This is a genomic window from Lelliottia sp. F153 (genome assembly GCF_002870005.1).
In the GTDB taxonomy this organism is placed as follows: domain Bacteria; phylum Pseudomonadota; class Gammaproteobacteria; order Enterobacterales; family Enterobacteriaceae; genus Enterobacter; species Enterobacter nimipressuralis.
Genome location: NZ_PKFT01000001.1, coordinates 1,452,578 through 1,467,931, shown reverse-complemented (window position 1 = coordinate 1,467,931; position 15,354 = coordinate 1,452,578). Strand labels below are relative to the sequence as shown.

The window sequence follows — 15,354 nt, the reverse complement described above, 5'->3', positions numbered from 1 at the left end:
TTTTGACGGTTTGGTAAAACAGTGGCTTCACAAAAGGAGATCGCAATGACGTTACCGAGTGGACACCCGAAAAGTAGACTGATTAAGAAGTTCATGGCTCTTGGCCCGTATATTCGAGAAGAGCAGTGTGAAGAGAATCGCTTTTTTTTCGACTGCCTGGCTGTTTGCGTCAACGTGAAGCCTGCACCCGAAAAACGGGAGTTCTGGGGCTGGTGGATGGAAATGAACGCGGAAGAGAAGCGTTTTACGTATAGCTATCACTTTGGCCTGTTTAACAAAGATGGCCACTGGGAAGCGACAACTATCAAGGATCAGGAAGTGATCGACCGCCTGGAGCTAACGCTGCGTGGATTCCACGACCGAGCGCGCGATCTGCTGGCGACCTTAGATTTAAAGCTCGAACCGGCTGATAATTTTACTAACCAGCAGGTCAAACTCTCCGCTTAACGCCTTACCCGCAAAAAAGCGACAGACAATAAAAAACCCGGCTGCTCTCGCGCCGGGCTTTTTTTTCATTCATCGATATCAGAACTGGTAGGTCATACCGAGAGCGACGATATCATCGCTGCTCACGCCCAGTTTATTATCGTCATCAATTTGGTTGATTTTATAATCAACAAACGCAGACATGTTTTTGTTGAAATAATAGGTCGCGCCGACGTCGATATATTTCACCAGATCTTCATCGCCGATGCCTTCAATATCCTTGCCTTTCGACTGGACATAGCCCAGGGACGGACGAAGACCGAAATCGAATTGATATTGTGCGACGACTTCGAAGTTCTGCGCTTTATTCGCGAAACCACCGGAAATTGGCGTCATATTACGGGTTTCAGAATACATCGCCGCCAGGTAAATATCATTGGCGTCATATTTCAGACCGGTTGCCCAGGCTTCCGCTTTTTCGCCTTCACCGCGTGCCAGCAGGTTCTGCGCGTTGGTACGGTCAGAGTTGGTGTACGCACCGCTGACGGCGAAATCGCTGCCACCGAAATCATAGGTCAACGAGGTGCCGAAGCCGTCGCCGTTCTGTTTTTTCGCATCACGGCCTTCGTTTTTGCCCTGATACTGCAGGGTCATGTCCAGGCCATCAATCGCACCGAAGAAGTCGGTGTTGCGGTAGGTGGCGAGGCCGGTGGCACGTTTGGTCATGAAGTTATCGGTTTGCGCCGAAGAGTCGCCGCCGAATTCCGGGAACATATCAGTCCAGGCTTCCACGTCATACAGCGCGCCCAGGTTACGACCGTAGTCGAAGGAGCCGATATCTTTCAGCTTCAGACCGGCAAAGGCCAGACGGGTTTTCTGCGTGGAATCACTCTCGGCTTTATTGCCGGAGAATTCAGCTTCCCAGCGACCGTAACCGGTCAGCTGATCGTTAATTTGTGTTTCGCCTTTAAAGCCGAAACGGACATACGTCTGGTCGCCGTCTTTGGTATCATCATCACTCAGATAGTGCATTGCTTTTACTTTGCCGTACACGTCCAGTTTATTTCCGTTCTTATTATAAACTTCAGCTGCGTGTACAGATGCGGAAGCCACAACGCCCATTACCACTAATGCCAGAGTGCTCTTTTTCATTTTCAATCCTGATGTTTTATAAAACGCGCTAATATTCGCTGAGCAATAAGATTCAGCTTATTACCCCGTGAAAAACAGGAAGGGTTTTATCGTCTGCGGGTGAACGTTTTATGACAAAGTAAGAATATGTTTAAAAAAGTCAGTTTTAATTTTTCAGTCATAAAACTGTCAAAATCTGCCGCTACGCTTCCTGATCCCGCGCAACAAAGTCGCGAGCTTTGTGCGCCAGCAGTTGGCAACGGCGCTGAGTCCTGTTAAAACGTCTGATTGACATCATTTTCCCTTATTGTTGAATGGCAGAGAATCATGAGTGACAGCCAGACGCTGGTGGTAAAACTCGGTACCAGTGTTTTAACAGGCGGATCGCGCCGCCTTAATCGCGCCCACATTGTTGAACTTGTCCGCCAGTGCGCACAGCTTCATGCCGCAGGTCATCGTATTGTGATTGTTACGTCAGGGGCGATTGCCGCCGGGCGTGAACATCTGGGCTATCCCGAACTCCCCGCCACCATCGCCTCTAAGCAGCTGCTGGCCGCGGTCGGGCAAAGCCGACTGATTCAACTGTGGGAGCAGCTGTTCTCTATCTATGGTATTCACGTTGGGCAGATGCTGCTGACCCGCGCGGACATGGAAGATCGTGAACGCTTCCTGAACGCGCGAGACACCCTGCGTGCGCTGCTGGATAACAACATCGTTCCGGTAATTAACGAGAACGACGCGGTGGCAACCGCTGAAATCAAAGTCGGCGATAACGATAATCTCTCTGCGCTGGCGGCGATTCTGGCCGGGGCAGACAAGCTGCTGCTGCTCACGGATCAGCAGGGGCTGTTTACCGCCGACCCGCGCAATAACCCGCAGGCGCAGCTGATTAAAGACGTTTACGGCATTGATGACGCGCTGCGCGCGATTGCTGGAGACAGCGTTTCCGGGCTGGGCACCGGCGGAATGGGCACCAAGCTGCAGGCCGCCGACGTGGCCTGCCGCGCGGGTATCGATACCATCATCGCAGCGGGCAGCCGTCCGGGCGTGATTGGCGACGTGATGGAAGGAATCTCCGTTGGCACCCGTTTCCACGCGCAGGCCTCTCCGCTGGAAAACCGCAAACGCTGGATTTTTGGCGCACCGCCAGCCGGTGAAATCACCGTCGATGAAGGGGCGACCGCCGCGATTCTGGAAAGAGGCAGCTCATTGCTTCCAAAAGGAATTAAAAGCGTGACAGGTAACTTCTCCCGTGGTGAAGTGATTCGTATCTGTAATCTTGAAGGTCGCGATATTGCCCACGGCGTCAGCCGCTACAACAGCGACGCGCTGCGCCGCATTGCCGGGCATCACTCACAGCAAATCGACGCCATCCTGGGCTATGAATACGGCCCGGTTGCAGTGCATCGTGACGATATGATCATTCGCTAAGGAGCCAATCATGCTGGAACAAATGGGCGCCGCTGCCAAAGCCGCCTCTTACAAACTGGCGCTCCTTTCCAGCCGCGAGAAAAACCGCGTTCTGGAAAAAATCGCTGATTATCTGGAAGCACAGTCTCAGCAGATCCTGCTCGCCAACGAACAGGATTTGGCCGACGCGCGTAACAATGGCCTGAGCGAGGCAATGCTCGACCGCCTGGCCCTGACGCCCGCACGTCTTAAAAGCATCGCGGATGACGTGCGCCAGGTCTGCAACCTCGCCGATCCGGTGGGGCAGGTGATCGACGGCGGGCTGCTCGACAGCGGTCTGCGCATCGAGCGTCGCCGCGTCCCACTCGGTGTGATCGGCGTGATTTATGAAGCGCGCCCGAACGTGACTGTCGACGTCGCCTCCCTGTGTTTGAAAACCGGTAACGCCGCCATTCTGCGCGGGGGCAAAGAGACGTGGCGAACCAACGCGGCCACCGTTAACGTCATCCAGCAGGCGCTGGAAGAGTGCGGCCTGCCAGCCGGTGCGGTACAGGCTATCGAAAGCCCGGATCGTGCGCTGGTAAATGAAATGCTGCGCATGGATAAATACATCGACATGCTGATCCCACGCGGTGGCGCGGGCCTGCACAAGCTGTGCCGCGAACAGTCGACCATTCCGGTGATCACCGGCGGGATTGGCGTGTGTCATATCGTGGTGGATGACAGCGCAGAGATCGCGCCTGCCCTGAAGATTATCGTCAATGCCAAAACCCAGCGCCCGAGTACCTGCAACACCGTTGAAACGCTGCTGGTGCATCAGGATATCGCGCAGACGTTCTTACCTGCGCTGAGCAAGCAGATGGCCGAGAGCGGCGTGACGCTGCATGCAGATGAGAATGCGCTGGCGTTGTTGAAAGATGGCCCAGCGAAAGTAGAAGTGGTCAAAGCACAGCAGTATGACGACGAATATCTGTCACTGGATCTGAATGTGAAAGTGGTCGCCGATTTGGACGATGCTATCGCCCACATTCGCACCCACGGCACGCAGCACTCTGACGCGATTCTGACCCGCACCCTGCGCAACGCCGATCGTTTTATCAATGAAGTGGATTCTTCTGCGGTCTACGTGAATGCCTCAACGCGCTTCACCGACGGCGGTCAGTTTGGACTGGGCGCAGAGGTAGCGGTGAGCACGCAAAAACTGCACGCCCGTGGCCCGATGGGCCTGGAAGCGCTGACCACCTACAAGTGGATCGGCTTTGGCAATGATACGATTCGTGCGTAAATAAACGCGGGTGATGCAAAATTAGGCTTTTGATTCGCAAGGCTATTGACGCATCACCTCGTTAGTTTTAACCTTTTGCCCCGTGGTTACATTCGTAACCGGCCTCTCAGGGCCGATATAGCTCAGTTGGTAGAGCAGCGCATTCGTAATGCGAAGGTCGTAGGTTCGACTCCTATTATCGGCACCATTCTAACGTCTCCCTAAGTCTACTAAAGTTCACTGAAACCCCTTATACTCTGCGCTTTACAGCCCCTTTTAGTATTTCTACGTCTATTAAAGTTCCCTGAAATCTACGGTCGTTTGGGGGTACTTATGGGGGTATATGCTGTTCGGTCTAGAGGAGGTACCCCCAAGTGAAACTAAACGCCCGGCAGGTGGATGCCGCCAAACCTAAAGATAAGCCTTACAAGCTGACTGATGGTGGTGGTTTGTATCTCCTGATTAAACCTAATGGCGGCAAATACTGGCGGCTCAAGTATCGTGTAGCCGGCAAAGAAAAGCTGTTAGCGGTTGGCGTGTATCCTGAAGTCACATTGGCCGATGCTCGGGCAAAACGTGAAGAAGCCAAAAGGGGTATCGCTGGGGGTATCGATCCTATGGAAGCGAAACGGGAAGAGAAGATTGCCCGTGAAACTCAGTTAAACAATACCTTCAAAGATATTGCCCTTGAGTGGCACAGCAGCAAACTAAAAAAATGGTCTGCAGGGTATGCTTCAGACATCCTAGAAGCTTTCAACAAAGATGTGTTCCCTTACATTGGCAAAAAACCAATAGCCGATATCAAACCGCTTGAACTATTGAATGTGCTGCGGCGCATTGAGGGGCGCGGCGCTACAGAAAAGGCCAAAAAAGTTAGGCAGCGCTGCGGGGAAGTTTTCCGTTACGCAATAGTCACCGGCCGTGCTGAGTATAACCCCGCTCCGGATCTCACCAGCGCCATGCAAGGGCATGAGTCCAATCATTATCCTTTCCTCACACCGAAAGAATTGCCTGATTTCTTCAAGGCGTTGTCAGGATATACAGGAAGCGCGTTAGTAGTTTTGGCCGCTCGTCTGCTGATTATCACCGGCTTGCGTACCGGCGAACTCCGCGGGGCATTTTGGGATGAAATCAAAATCAGTAAGGCGGTTTGGGAAATACCAGCCTCACGCATGAAAATGCGTCGCCCTCACGTGGTGCCGTTGTCCAGGCAAGCCCTTACGCTTATTGGCCAGCTCCAAGAGCTAACAGGCAATTACCCGCTTATGTTCCCAGGCCGTAACGATCCGCGAAAAACAATGAGTGAAGCCAGCATAAACCAAGTCTTTAAGCGGATTGGCTATGACGGAAAAGTCACCGGGCACGGTTTCCGGCACACCATGAGTACCATCCTGCACGAACAGGGGTACAACACCGCGTGGATAGAAACGCAGCTGGCACACGTCGACAAAAACTCTATTCGAGGAACGTACAACCATGCCCATTATCTGGATGGCCGCCGCGAAATGCTCCAGTGGTATGCCGACTATATGGAGGCGTTGGAAAACGGCGAAAATGTAGTGCATGGAACGTTTGGGAAAAGCGCTTAACTGTATGTATAGACAGTGCTAATTGACAGTAGTAGACTTCGGTAGACTAAGATAAATAGGCTTTGTCTAGGCTGAATCCCGAAACTCCGTACATCTCTACGGGCCGGCATAGCTTCTTAAAAATGAGGGTGTGGGAGACGTAATGATTAATTTGCCGGTTCATATTGGAAATTTGCGTATTGTTTCTTTAGATCAAGCAGCTTTAGTTATGGCTGGATTATCTGAGCAGGTTGATAGTGTGCAAAAGGCCGTAGAAGGGAATTATATTGGCCATCAGGAAGCATCCATTTATAGGGAAACTATCATACAAGCTATCCAGTTAAAGGAATTAAAACCCCTCCAAGCATTCAAGTTAGCAGATCAAAAGTATGGACTCCCTGAAGTAGTAAGATTGAAAGTGGATATTGAATCCATAACATTAGATACACCAATTGTTAATGCAACGTTCCTTGCTAAAGATATTTGGAGTTGGATTACTAATGAGTTCGACAACCATTTGAGCTCATCCGAAAGCCATTCAACAGATTTGGAGCTGGAACCGAAGGACGAAAATTCACTCGAGCAAAACCAGTGGGGAAGTTTTGCTGGGAAAGACACTGCTCTAAAGTTGATAGCCGGAATGGCGATTGCGCTTGAAAAAAGTCAGGGGAAGTATGTGCGTGGCGGTAAATTGAACAAATCCGAAGTGGCCAGGACGGCTGCGAAAATGATAAACGACCATGGAGAGGGAATCGAAGTGACAAGTAAGGCGCTGATAATGCTGATAGATGAGGCTCTTAAACTTCACGCTTCCAAAATTTCGAAGTAAAGACTTCCAAAACTGACGCCGCACTTCCAAACCTTGTTTTACAGGTTCTAAAAAAACCTGTAAAACCGATCCATTCACGCAGTTGTCACTTCCAATTAAAATTATACCGACTTCCACACAGCTAATCTGATATCTGGTTGAATTTATCTCGTACACCACAATAGACGTTACGAGGTAAATATGTCCCACTCTTTAATCAGATTGGCTGAAGTACAAAAACGCACTGGATATAGCAAGGCTTGGATCTATCGTCTTCTAAAAGACAATCGCTTTCCTAAATCGGTCAAGATTGGTTCTCGAGCCATCGCATTTGTTGAAAGTGAAGTTGATGATTGGATAAGCCAGCGTATCGAAGAACGTGATGCATTAATTTCCACAAAACCTCAACTGTAACTTAGCCCGGGAAATTTATTATGACTAACAAAAATGCCCTAGCCGGGCAGGGTTTCGCTCAACCTGAAAACAGCAGCGATGATATTTCGGTCATTAAATTTGAGGCCGCGAAAGTGCGTATTGTTAAGATCAACGGTGAACCGTGGTTCGTTGCAAAAGATGTTTGCGCGGCGCTGGAACTATCCAATTCGCGCATGGCGTTGCAGGCTCTGGATGATGACGAGAGAAATACCGTAACTTTAACTTACGGTATTCGCGGGAACCCAAATCATAGCGCTGTCTCTGAATCTGGTTTCTACAAGCTGATCGCCCGCAGCCGTAAAGCTATTACGCCGGGCACATTCGCCCATCGTTTCAGTAATTGGGTATTTCGCGGGGTTATCCCTTCTATCCGCAAAACTGGCTCTTATGGTGTGCCGTTTGCGTTCCTGAACGACTTTAGCCGGCGCATGGCGGCTTATCAGCAGGAGGCCAGCAAACGCGGGTATAAGTTGCAGCAGTGTAAGGGGGCAAAAGAAGCTCTTGAGCGGGAAGAGATTCAGTTGTGGCGTAAGTATCAGCCCGAGCTATTGAAGGAAAATGGCGATGAATAAAAAGGCGGAAAGACGCCGGGATTTTTACCCGGCAGAGAGCATGCTTAATCAGCCCTTTGGCTCGATACCACGCTGCTGGAGTTCCTTGCGAATAATTCTCTTAAGCCATGCGGCTAGAGACTCATCACCATCTTGCTGTTGCGCTCGTTCCATCATCTCTCGAAGCTCTGGATCAAGCCGAAATTGGAATGGAGGATTGCCTCGTCTCTCGTTTTTGTGTGTTGACACGTCAATTACACCCGATGTAATGTGTTTATGTGTAATGACACATTACACACAGGAAATGAAAAAGACAACGCCCCGAAGTGCGGGAACACTTTCAGGGCGTCTAACCAAAACGTTAGTTGAGGTAACATTATGGCTTGCACTAAGTCTACCCAAACACGCCTTGAATTTACATGGCGTTTTCTCACCTTGGGCGAATTCACAAATCAGATCGTCAATGTTACTGCTTCCACCGAGCGCGAAGCACGCGAAAAAACGCCGGCAGGATGTGTCTGTATTCTGGCGTGTCGTTTTCGCGTTGAGGAGGTGCAGCATGTTTAACCTCCAGACCCTGACAGCAAAAGCCCGCGCGCTGCGCGGCAACGTGGTAAAAGCCACTACCACGAAGGGCACCCGCACCATGACCCCCGTTTACGAACGGGAAGAGCAGCGCAAACTGCGTGAGCGTATCCAGCAGACCCAGCCGGACTGGGTTTTACTCTGGTGGGATATTGCGACCGTTACCGGCTGGCGTACCAGCGACGTGTGCAACTTCCGTTACTCCTGTATCAACTGGGAAACCGGCATTGCCACAATCATCGTAGCGAAGCAGACCAAAGCGGCGGAAGCCCGAGCAACCCGGAAGGGGATCGAGATTGTTCGCCAGCAGCGCAAGGATGCTGCCCGGCTTGCTGGCGATCACATTGGGTACATGCACTGGGATAGCGTGAGCTGCGACGAACTGGCCGCCGGCATGACGGAAGAAGAACAGGCGATCGTGTTTGAGCTGGTGGCAAAGGCTGAAGTGAAGCACGACACCAAACAGCTGCCGCCGGGCATCATCAAACGACTGCGCGAACGCATGGAGCGCAATCTTATCGGTGACGACCTGGTATTTTCCCGCAGTCAGATTGAAAGTAACCGTTGCCAGTCTCTGGAAGGTAGCGTGAGCCGCCAGACAATCTGGAAGAAACTGCACAACGTAATGCTGTGGTTTACCCGCGTGGTAAACACGCGTCTGCGCCTGAGCGCCTATTCCAGCCGCAAGATTGCCGCCTTTAATCTCATGTCCGCCGGCGGCGAACAGGGATTGCTGGTCGCCTCTGAAATGCTCGGGCACAGTAACCCGGCAATCACCCGAACTTACCTCCAGTTAGGCAGTAAGGCCTCCGCCATTCAATCCCGTCTGGCCATGGAGGTATCTGTATGAAAATGGTTATCCAATTTTGCCGTCTCGGCGCTTTTGCCGATCACGTATCGGAGCAATTAAATAGCGCGCGATATTGTTTTACCCGCCAGTCATTAAGGGACGGGGAGGGGAAATTATGACTCCTGTTTACGATCTGGTTCGCCGGGCCGACGGCAAAAACGTTTTCAGTTTTCCGGCTGGCGGCCGCTATCTGGTGGACACGTCAAATGGTCTTCAGTCGATGCGCCCCCTTATGGACGACGAAATCATTTTCACGGTGGAGAGTGCCGCGCGCTTTCTGAAGAAAATTGGTTATCAGGTAATCCCGCCAGCGGCGTGAGGTAAAAAATTATGACGATTAAAAATTCCGGCTTAGCTGCTGGTGGCCGCGCTCACCCTGAAATCAGGCCGGGCGATAAATGGAAGGACGGTCGGGGCAACATCGTAATTATCGAAAGTTACCGATTCGACAGAGTGACATATTGCCGCGAGGGGTACAGCTCACCGTGTTTTTGCACGCCAGAAAGACTGGTGCGGGAATTTGAATTTGTATCTTCCGCGCCGGTCGCCGGCGAAAAAGATATCGATCGAATTATGCGGGTGCAGGGCATCGAACGAATTCGGGTTATGCGGGAAATCATCAGGGAGCGAGGGAACAAAAAATGAAGAATGCACCAAACCTTAAAAAGCAGCCGGCGGATCTCATGGAGGAGTCAATTATCTTTGCCGGCGCCGATGCCTGGACGTTCGCCAAAGCATGGCAGGAAATGAATCCGATTGGCGATACGGTGCCGCCGGTTGTGCTGGATAAAAAGCAGCTGGCAGAGCTGGAGAATATCCGCATTGTGGATGATGGCCGGCTATATGCCCGGGTTTGCCGTGGCGGGCATCTGACCGAACGGCAGATAACCATTCTCGCGACAAAGCTGGCGGTGGCCGGCGTGGAGCGCGCGCAATTCTACTCTGAAGGTTATCAGCTTCTGGAGGACTGGACGCCACAGCTGCCGCGCCTCAAAGCCGATGCGGAAGCCGGCAAAAGCATGGTGATCGGCAAACCGCTGACGGATGTAAACCTCCGCGACCTGGCTGATAACGAAAAGGCGCTCATACTGGCCGCGCGTTACACCGGCATTGCGATCAATGAAAACAGCGAAGGCGTGTACGTCTACCGCGCCGGCATCTGGGAGAAAACGTCACTGCTCGAGCTGAGCCGCGAAATGGTGGCTATCTACAACGAGAATAAAACCAACTTCAGCAAGCGCGCGATCAACAACGTTATCGACGCCCTGAAAATCGTTATCCCGGTAATGGGGGAGCCGCGGCGCAGCCTGATCCCCTTTGCTAATGGCGTCTACGATATGGAAACCGGCGTTTTCTCCGAACACAGCCAGGATAACTGGCTGACCAACCACAACGGCGTGACCTACACGCCGGCGGTGCCGGGCGAAAACCTCCGCGACCACGCGCCGAACTTCCATAAGTGGCTAAGTTACGCATCAGATAGAGACGCAATTAAGATGCAGCGCATCGCTGCAGCGCTCTTTATGGTGCTGGCGAACCGGTATGACTGGCAATTGTTCCTCGAGATAACCGGGGAGGGCGGCAGCGGGAAAAGCGTCTTTACCCATATCGCCACGATGCTGGCAGGCGCGCATAACACCGCCAGCGGGAATATGGCGGCGCTCGACAGCGCGCGCGGGCGGGCGCAGTTCGTCGGCAAGAGCATGATAACGCTTCCTGATCAGCCCAAATATTCAGGTGAGGGCACCGGGATAAAGGCAATTACCGGCGGGGATGCGGTGGAGATCGACCCGAAACACGAGCACCAGTACACCGCCGTTCTGCGGGCGGTGGTTGTGGCCACGAACAACACGCCGATGATTTTCACAGAACGTGCGGGCGGCGTTTCCCGGCGCCGCGTAATTTTCCAGTTTAACCGGCGCGTGAGCGAAGAGGATAAGGATCCCGACCTGGCAGAAAAGATATCCGCTGAAATTCCGGTGGTTGTTCGTCGGCTGCTGGCGAACTTTGCGGATCCGGAAAAAGCGCGAGCGCTGCTGCTGGAGCAACGGAACAGCGAAGAAGCACTGGAGGTAAAGCAGAAAACGGATCCGCTATATGCCTTCTGCGCTCACCTTGAGCGGCTGGCTGATTGTGCGGGAATGATGGTAGGTAACCGCAATCCGCCTCACTATCCGCGAATTTATCTCTATCACGCTTATCTGGCATTCCTTGAGGCCAATGGATTCGACAAGCCGCTGACGCTGAATAAATTCGCAGAGGGGATGGAAAGCGCGATGAGGGAGTTTAATCACGAGTACCGTAAGGAACGGAAAGCCCGTGGCATGGTGACTAACGTTGAACTTTCAGAAAGTGCGGAAGACTGGTTACCTCAGACGCATCCTGTAGCCGGTCATAAAGAATGAAGTTCAGATAAATATGGAGAAAGGTATACATGGTATACATCGAGAGAATAATTTATATATAAATCAGTGAAATAAACCATGTATACCTTGTTTTCAGGTATACACAGGGTGTACATGGTGTTCATTCTCTCATTAATCATCTGATGGTTTATTAAACAGAATGATGTATACCGTGTAGACCTGAAATCCCAAAATGTAGGCTGGTGTTCATAGGTTAATATCATGTTTTATAAGTGATTTATTCTCTTTATGAACACCATGTATACCTTGAGGGCAAATTCTTTAAAACGCATCCACACTTTTCGCGTTGTGCACCCCTGCAATTTCATTAACATCGTTTCATAAATCGCAATTAATTATTCGATTGTTGCGATTAATGGAACTTTAACGATTGCCATTACAGGGGGCATCATGAGCAAGGTTAACGTTAAGCCCGTTCTGCTGAACGGGGAGCAGATTCAGGCTCTGAAAACCATCCAGGAGAGGGAGCGCCAGAAGTCGGGCATGGGGATCGCGCCGTCAATCCACGCTGTTGCGCGTAAGGTATTTGATGCAGGGCTGTCAAAAATGGAGGCTGGCCAGTGAGCTACTCAATCAAAATAGGGAAACACAGTATCGAGCTGGCAGGTTATGCCGGTAAGGTTGTTGCGCCAAATACTCAGATGGCCGCTTTATTCCGTGGTATGGCGGTCGAACTCACCAGCCTGAGGACAACGGCGCAGCAGGCCGAAGCTGAGGCGGATTTGCTGGACGTTATCCGCAACGATCCGGATCTGAACGAACAGGCAAAAAACCGCAGGGCAGGAGAAGCCCGGAACCCGGACACGCTCAAAGACTTTACCCGCGGGGTGGCAGCCGTAAGCGAGCAGGCCGCAAACATTCTCGATTACCTTAAGAACAAACTCGCTCCGGTTAATCCACTAGCAACTGATGACGTTCAGGGGTTCATGCGTGACAGCGAAATGCGTCAGGCATTCGCAAGGCTGGATCGCCGCAGCCAGGAAAAAATGCTGCTGTCGATGCACAGTGGAAAGCATCAGGAGCTGGCGGACGCCTTACTGAGGGCGCACGCTGTGTGTTCGGGACTCGATACGGAACAGCTAAAACGTCTCGGCTTCTCCCGTATCGCATCAGAGAACGGGCAGGTGATTAGCGCGGTTGCCGATTTGGTCGACGCGGTAAGAAAGGATGTTGCACAAATTACAGCCGTCCGAACCTGGTATAACAATCTCGTGTATGGGAAGAACGACGGTCCATCAGATGTACAGCCACGCATGACCGGTCTTGATCAGTTAAGCGAACATGTCACCGCGATGCTCAAAGGCAGCCAGCGGCAGACAAATTCACAAGAGAAGCAGGCCGCCTGAGGGCGGCTTTTTTCTGCCCGGAGGGAAACACACGATGCTGTTAAGTAAATCAGCCTACGCCAGGCATATGGGCGTTAGCCGGCAAACTGTTTACGGCTGGATAGCCCGCGGTGAAATTGTTATTTCAGGCGATAAAGTGGATGTCGAAGCATCGCAGGCTAAACAAAATTCTGCTGGTGCTGGTGCTGGTGCTGGTGCTGGTGCTGGTGCTGGTGCTGGTGCTGGTGCTGGTGATCATCACATTGCAATGACGTGGGCGCAGACCGCCGCGTGGGTATGGGGGCATGACGGCGGGAAAGAGCTGCCGGCTGATATTAATGCTGGCCAGCGAATAGAAGTAGCAGCCGCTGAGCTGGGTTTTGATGTTCAGCACGAGCCCGATGAACAATTGCTGATTCTCTTCCGGCCGGATGAAGAAACCCACAGCTTCTATGGCAAAGACCGTGCAGCAGGCGCTTTACGGTTTCTTCGTTCTGAGCTTGCTTACGTTGCCACAATGCACCCCGATACGCTGGATGACTGGAACAAAACTGGTTTAATGTCACTCTGCCTGCTGGACGGCGAAAAACTGTAAACCCCCCAGCCCCTCAAACTTGACACTTTTTCGCGAGAAACTGAGAAAAGTGTCAACCCAACCTAACGGATCCTGACGCCTGCGAACAGCAGCTACAGCAGAAGTGTAAAGGGCTGGCGTTGAGATTTGTTGAGCCTTGGCTGTTATCTTTTGTTAATCCTGATGCGAAGCAGGGCAGGTGTCAGCCTGTTATGGTTTGTTATGCCCCTAACTAGGGAAAACTAGGGGCAAAGTGTCAACTGTGCCGCTTCATAAAACTTCAGGCGCAGATCGCCGAGCCAACCTGTCAAAACCTGACACCTGCCAGCACCGCCAGCAGGTTTTTTGGCTGAACACGCTCTAAGTTACAGTTGCTTCAAACTGTTAAGTAACTATGCGACAGTGTCAACGTCTAAACCTTTTTCTAACTAATCTATTGTGCTGGAGTAGGGAGGGGATGGTTTTTTAAAAAAAGCCATTAAAATTAGTTAGTTACGCGTGTTAAAAGACCGTATTGTATGATTTTAATTATCTCTTTACTTGGAACGCATGCTATAAAATTCAATAAGTTATTTATCGTTGTGTAGTTTGTCACCCAAAAGGCACAGATTGTTTTGTGATTTTTTCACACTGATACTAGAATGCTTCTAATGCAGGTTATGTAGTCCATGGAGGTTAAGATGTTTGTACAATTTTCGTTTAAAAATTATTTATCGTTTAAGGATGAAGCCACACTTTCGATGCTAGCCGCGAAAATTAAATCTAAAGATAAAAATTTAGATAAACGAGCGGTATTTGATGCTTTTCCAAATATAGAGTTATTAAAGACTGCCGTTATATATGGAGCAAATGGAAGTGGAAAAAGTAATGTTTTTTCGGCTCTTTCTTTTATGAAGAAAATGGTAATCAACTCTTCAAAAGAATCCCAAGCAGATGAAGAAATTAATGTTCTTCCATTTAAGTTGAATCCTAGGTTTGAAAATGAGCCTTCTACATTCGAAATGATATTCATAATAAACAATAAACTTTATGAATATACGTTTTCGGCAGTCCGTAATAGAATTACATCAGAAACATTGTCAGTTATTGAAAAAAATAAAGAAGAAGTTGTTTTATTTAAACGAAATATTAAAGAAATAGTTGTTGATAAGAAATTTAAAGAAGGCGCAGATTTAGAAAAAAGAACAAGGAAAAATGCATTATTTTTATCTGTCTGTGCAAACTTTGATGGAGAGGTATCTAAATCAGTTATTAGGTGGTTTAGGAAAATTAGAGTAATACAAGGTATGAGTGATATAGGTTACCTCCCATTCACTGTAAAACTATTGGATGATGAAAATAAGCGTAAAAAAATTAAATCGATAATTGATATGTTCGATCTTGATATCGTGAATATTTCTAAGAGTCAGGGGGAACAAACGGATAAAAAACAGAATGAATTACTAGATGCTATTTTTTCTACGATAAAAAAAGACACTAGATTTAAAGACATCTCATTGCCGCAGCATAATCCTTTAGGTGTGGCCACTACGCATAATCGTTTTAATGATGATGGGGTTTTTGTTGACACTATAAATTTTGAGTTAGATGAAAATGAATCTGAAGGTACTAAGAAGCTTATAGCTTTGGCAGGACCTTTGATGGATACTTTTGATAACTCGTACATATTATTTATCGACGAATTTGACGCAAGACTCCATCCCCTGATTACTAAAAAAATAATCAGAATGTTCAATAGCTTAGATATTAATAAAAACAATGCTCAGTTGGTAGTTGCAACTCATGACACAAATCTTTTAGATAAAGATGAGTTACGAAGAGATCAGATATGGTTTGCAGAAAAAGATTCTTTAGGGGGATCTCATTTAAAGCAACTTGTTGAATACAAGGTTAGAAATGATGCGTCATATCGAAAAGGATATTTTGAAGGCGATTATGGTGCTATTCCTATGCTTGGTGAGCCAGATATAATTTTTGGCTCAGATTCAAATTAATTTCAAT

Annotated in this window: 19 protein-coding genes and 1 tRNA gene; 18 read left to right on the top strand and 2 right to left on the bottom strand. The window is 49.7% G+C overall.

The window, feature by feature from the left end; translation table 11 throughout:
- Nucleotides 1-45 precede the first annotated feature (45 nt).
- Nucleotides 46-447 (top strand): sigma factor-binding protein Crl, encoded by a 402-nt coding sequence (gene crl, locus F153LOC_RS07000; protein WP_100777508.1) that lies wholly within the window; start codon nt 46-48, stop codon nt 445-447.
- A 78-nt stretch (nt 448-525) separates the two neighbouring features.
- On the opposite strand, the gene phoE is transcribed toward crl, so the two are convergent.
- Nucleotides 526-1,578: a phosphoporin PhoE gene (gene phoE / locus F153LOC_RS06995; RefSeq protein WP_102104387.1), complete on the bottom strand. Its 1,053-nt coding sequence runs from the start codon at nt 1,576-1,578 to the stop codon at nt 526-528.
- Between the two features lie 306 nt (nt 1,579-1,884).
- On the opposite strand from phoE, the gene proB reads away from it, so the two are divergent.
- From proB to F153LOC_RS06960, 7 genes are all read left to right on the top strand, one after another.
- Nucleotides 1,885-2,988 carry a glutamate 5-kinase gene (gene proB, locus F153LOC_RS06990; RefSeq protein WP_100777506.1) on the top strand — a complete coding sequence of 368 codons (1,104 nt, stop codon included), beginning with the start codon at nt 1,885-1,887 and terminating at the stop codon, nt 2,986-2,988.
- 10 nt (nt 2,989-2,998) lie between these two features.
- On the top strand, nt 2,999-4,252 hold the full coding sequence (gene proA / locus F153LOC_RS06985) for a glutamate-5-semialdehyde dehydrogenase (RefSeq protein ID WP_102104386.1): 1,254 nt from the start codon (nt 2,999-3,001) through the stop codon (nt 4,250-4,252).
- Between the two features lie 111 nt (nt 4,253-4,363).
- Nucleotides 4,364-4,439 (top strand) — tRNA-Thr (locus F153LOC_RS06980).
- Nucleotides 4,440-4,605: 166 nt separating this feature from the next.
- On the top strand, nt 4,606-5,820 hold the full coding sequence (locus tag F153LOC_RS06975; protein WP_102104385.1) for an integrase arm-type DNA-binding domain-containing protein: 1,215 nt from the start codon (nt 4,606-4,608) through the stop codon (nt 5,818-5,820).
- A 142-nt stretch (nt 5,821-5,962) separates the two neighbouring features.
- A complete protein-coding gene (locus tag F153LOC_RS06970; protein WP_233210358.1) occupies nt 5,963-6,628 on the top strand; it encodes a hypothetical protein in 666 nt (221 codons plus the stop codon).
- Between the two features lie 180 nt (nt 6,629-6,808).
- Nucleotides 6,809-7,021: an AlpA family transcriptional regulator gene (locus F153LOC_RS06965; protein WP_071891605.1), complete on the top strand. Its 213-nt coding sequence runs from the start codon at nt 6,809-6,811 to the stop codon at nt 7,019-7,021.
- 20 nt (nt 7,022-7,041) lie between these two features.
- Nucleotides 7,042-7,614 (top strand): BRO family protein, encoded by a 573-nt coding sequence (locus F153LOC_RS06960; protein WP_102128624.1) that lies wholly within the window; start codon nt 7,042-7,044, stop codon nt 7,612-7,614.
- Nucleotides 7,615-7,662: 48 nt separating this feature from the next.
- On the opposite strand, the gene F153LOC_RS21750 is transcribed toward F153LOC_RS06960, so the two are convergent.
- Entirely contained in the window at nt 7,663-7,842 is a 180-nt protein-coding gene (locus F153LOC_RS21750; protein WP_086519776.1) for a hypothetical protein, read from the bottom strand.
- A gap of 129 nt (nt 7,843-7,971) precedes the next feature.
- On the opposite strand from F153LOC_RS21750, the gene F153LOC_RS06950 reads away from it, so the two are divergent.
- The 10 genes from F153LOC_RS06950 to F153LOC_RS06910 all read left to right on the top strand — a co-directional run bounded on the left by F153LOC_RS06950 (nt 7,972) and on the right by F153LOC_RS06910 (nt 15,347).
- On the top strand, nt 7,972-8,160 hold the full coding sequence (locus tag F153LOC_RS06950; protein ID WP_102104383.1) for a host cell division inhibitor Icd-like protein: 189 nt from the start codon (nt 7,972-7,974) through the stop codon (nt 8,158-8,160).
- The gene (locus F153LOC_RS06945) at nt 8,153-9,028 is read left to right on the top strand and encodes a tyrosine-type recombinase/integrase (RefSeq protein WP_102104382.1); all 876 of its coding nucleotides are present in this window, start codon (nt 8,153-8,155) and stop codon (nt 9,026-9,028) included. Before F153LOC_RS06950 ends, F153LOC_RS06945 begins: the two co-directional genes overlap by 8 nt.
- 115 nt (nt 9,029-9,143) lie before the next feature.
- Nucleotides 9,144-9,347, top strand: coding sequence for a hypothetical protein (locus F153LOC_RS06940; protein WP_014830796.1), 204 nt, complete (start codon nt 9,144-9,146; stop codon nt 9,345-9,347).
- Nucleotides 9,348-9,358: 11 nt separating this feature from the next.
- Nucleotides 9,359-9,673 carry a DUF4222 domain-containing protein gene (locus F153LOC_RS06935; protein ID WP_102104381.1) on the top strand — a complete coding sequence of 105 codons (315 nt, stop codon included), beginning with the start codon at nt 9,359-9,361 and terminating at the stop codon, nt 9,671-9,673.
- Entirely contained in the window at nt 9,670-11,433 is a 1,764-nt protein-coding gene (locus F153LOC_RS06930; protein WP_102104380.1) for a primase-like DNA-binding domain-containing protein, read from the top strand. Before F153LOC_RS06935 ends, F153LOC_RS06930 begins: the two co-directional genes overlap by 4 nt.
- A 411-nt stretch (nt 11,434-11,844) precedes the next feature.
- Entirely contained in the window at nt 11,845-12,018 is a 174-nt protein-coding gene (locus F153LOC_RS21680) for a hypothetical protein (RefSeq protein WP_014830800.1), read from the top strand.
- Nucleotides 12,015-12,800 carry a hypothetical protein gene (locus tag F153LOC_RS06920; RefSeq protein ID WP_102104379.1) on the top strand — a complete coding sequence of 262 codons (786 nt, stop codon included), beginning with the start codon at nt 12,015-12,017 and terminating at the stop codon, nt 12,798-12,800. Before F153LOC_RS21680 ends, F153LOC_RS06920 begins: the two co-directional genes overlap by 4 nt.
- Nucleotides 12,801-12,910: 110 nt before the next feature.
- Nucleotides 12,911-13,051, top strand: a complete 141-nt coding sequence (locus F153LOC_RS21745) for a hypothetical protein (protein WP_233210357.1) — start codon at nt 12,911-12,913, stop codon at nt 13,049-13,051.
- Nucleotides 13,048-13,374 carry a hypothetical protein gene (locus F153LOC_RS21740; RefSeq protein ID WP_233093197.1) on the top strand — a complete coding sequence of 109 codons (327 nt, stop codon included), beginning with the start codon at nt 13,048-13,050 and terminating at the stop codon, nt 13,372-13,374. The genes F153LOC_RS21745 and F153LOC_RS21740 overlap by 4 nt, the downstream gene beginning before the upstream one ends.
- Nucleotides 13,375-14,033: 659 nt before the next feature.
- A complete protein-coding gene (locus F153LOC_RS06910) occupies nt 14,034-15,347 on the top strand; it encodes an ATP/GTP-binding protein (protein WP_158238459.1) in 1,314 nt (437 codons plus the stop codon).
- The last annotated feature ends 7 nt before the right edge of the window (nt 15,348-15,354 follow it).

Coding starts and splice junctions, on each gene's coding strand:
- crl (WP_100777508.1), top strand. CDS start 46: ATGACGTTACCGAGTGGACACCCGAAAAGTAGACTGATTAAGAAGTTC.
- phoE (WP_102104387.1), bottom strand. CDS start 1,578: ATGAAAAAGAGCACTCTGGCATTAGTGGTAATGGGCGTTGTGGCTTCC.
- proB (WP_100777506.1), top strand. CDS start 1,885: ATGAGTGACAGCCAGACGCTGGTGGTAAAACTCGGTACCAGTGTTTTA.
- proA (WP_102104386.1), top strand. CDS start 2,999: ATGCTGGAACAAATGGGCGCCGCTGCCAAAGCCGCCTCTTACAAACTG.
- F153LOC_RS06970 (WP_233210358.1), top strand. CDS start 5,963: ATGATTAATTTGCCGGTTCATATTGGAAATTTGCGTATTGTTTCTTTA.
- F153LOC_RS06965 (WP_071891605.1), top strand. CDS start 6,809: ATGTCCCACTCTTTAATCAGATTGGCTGAAGTACAAAAACGCACTGGA.
- F153LOC_RS06960 (WP_102128624.1), top strand. CDS start 7,042: ATGACTAACAAAAATGCCCTAGCCGGGCAGGGTTTCGCTCAACCTGAA.
- F153LOC_RS06950 (WP_102104383.1), top strand. CDS start 7,972: ATGGCTTGCACTAAGTCTACCCAAACACGCCTTGAATTTACATGGCGT.
- F153LOC_RS06945 (WP_102104382.1), top strand. CDS start 8,153: ATGTTTAACCTCCAGACCCTGACAGCAAAAGCCCGCGCGCTGCGCGGC.
- F153LOC_RS06940 (WP_014830796.1), top strand. CDS start 9,144: ATGACTCCTGTTTACGATCTGGTTCGCCGGGCCGACGGCAAAAACGTT.
- F153LOC_RS06935 (WP_102104381.1), top strand. CDS start 9,359: ATGACGATTAAAAATTCCGGCTTAGCTGCTGGTGGCCGCGCTCACCCT.
- F153LOC_RS06930 (WP_102104380.1), top strand. CDS start 9,670: ATGAAGAATGCACCAAACCTTAAAAAGCAGCCGGCGGATCTCATGGAG.
- F153LOC_RS21680 (WP_014830800.1), top strand. CDS start 11,845: ATGAGCAAGGTTAACGTTAAGCCCGTTCTGCTGAACGGGGAGCAGATT.
- F153LOC_RS21740 (WP_233093197.1), top strand. CDS start 13,048: ATGACGTGGGCGCAGACCGCCGCGTGGGTATGGGGGCATGACGGCGGG.
- F153LOC_RS06910 (WP_158238459.1), top strand. CDS start 14,034: ATGTTTGTACAATTTTCGTTTAAAAATTATTTATCGTTTAAGGATGAA.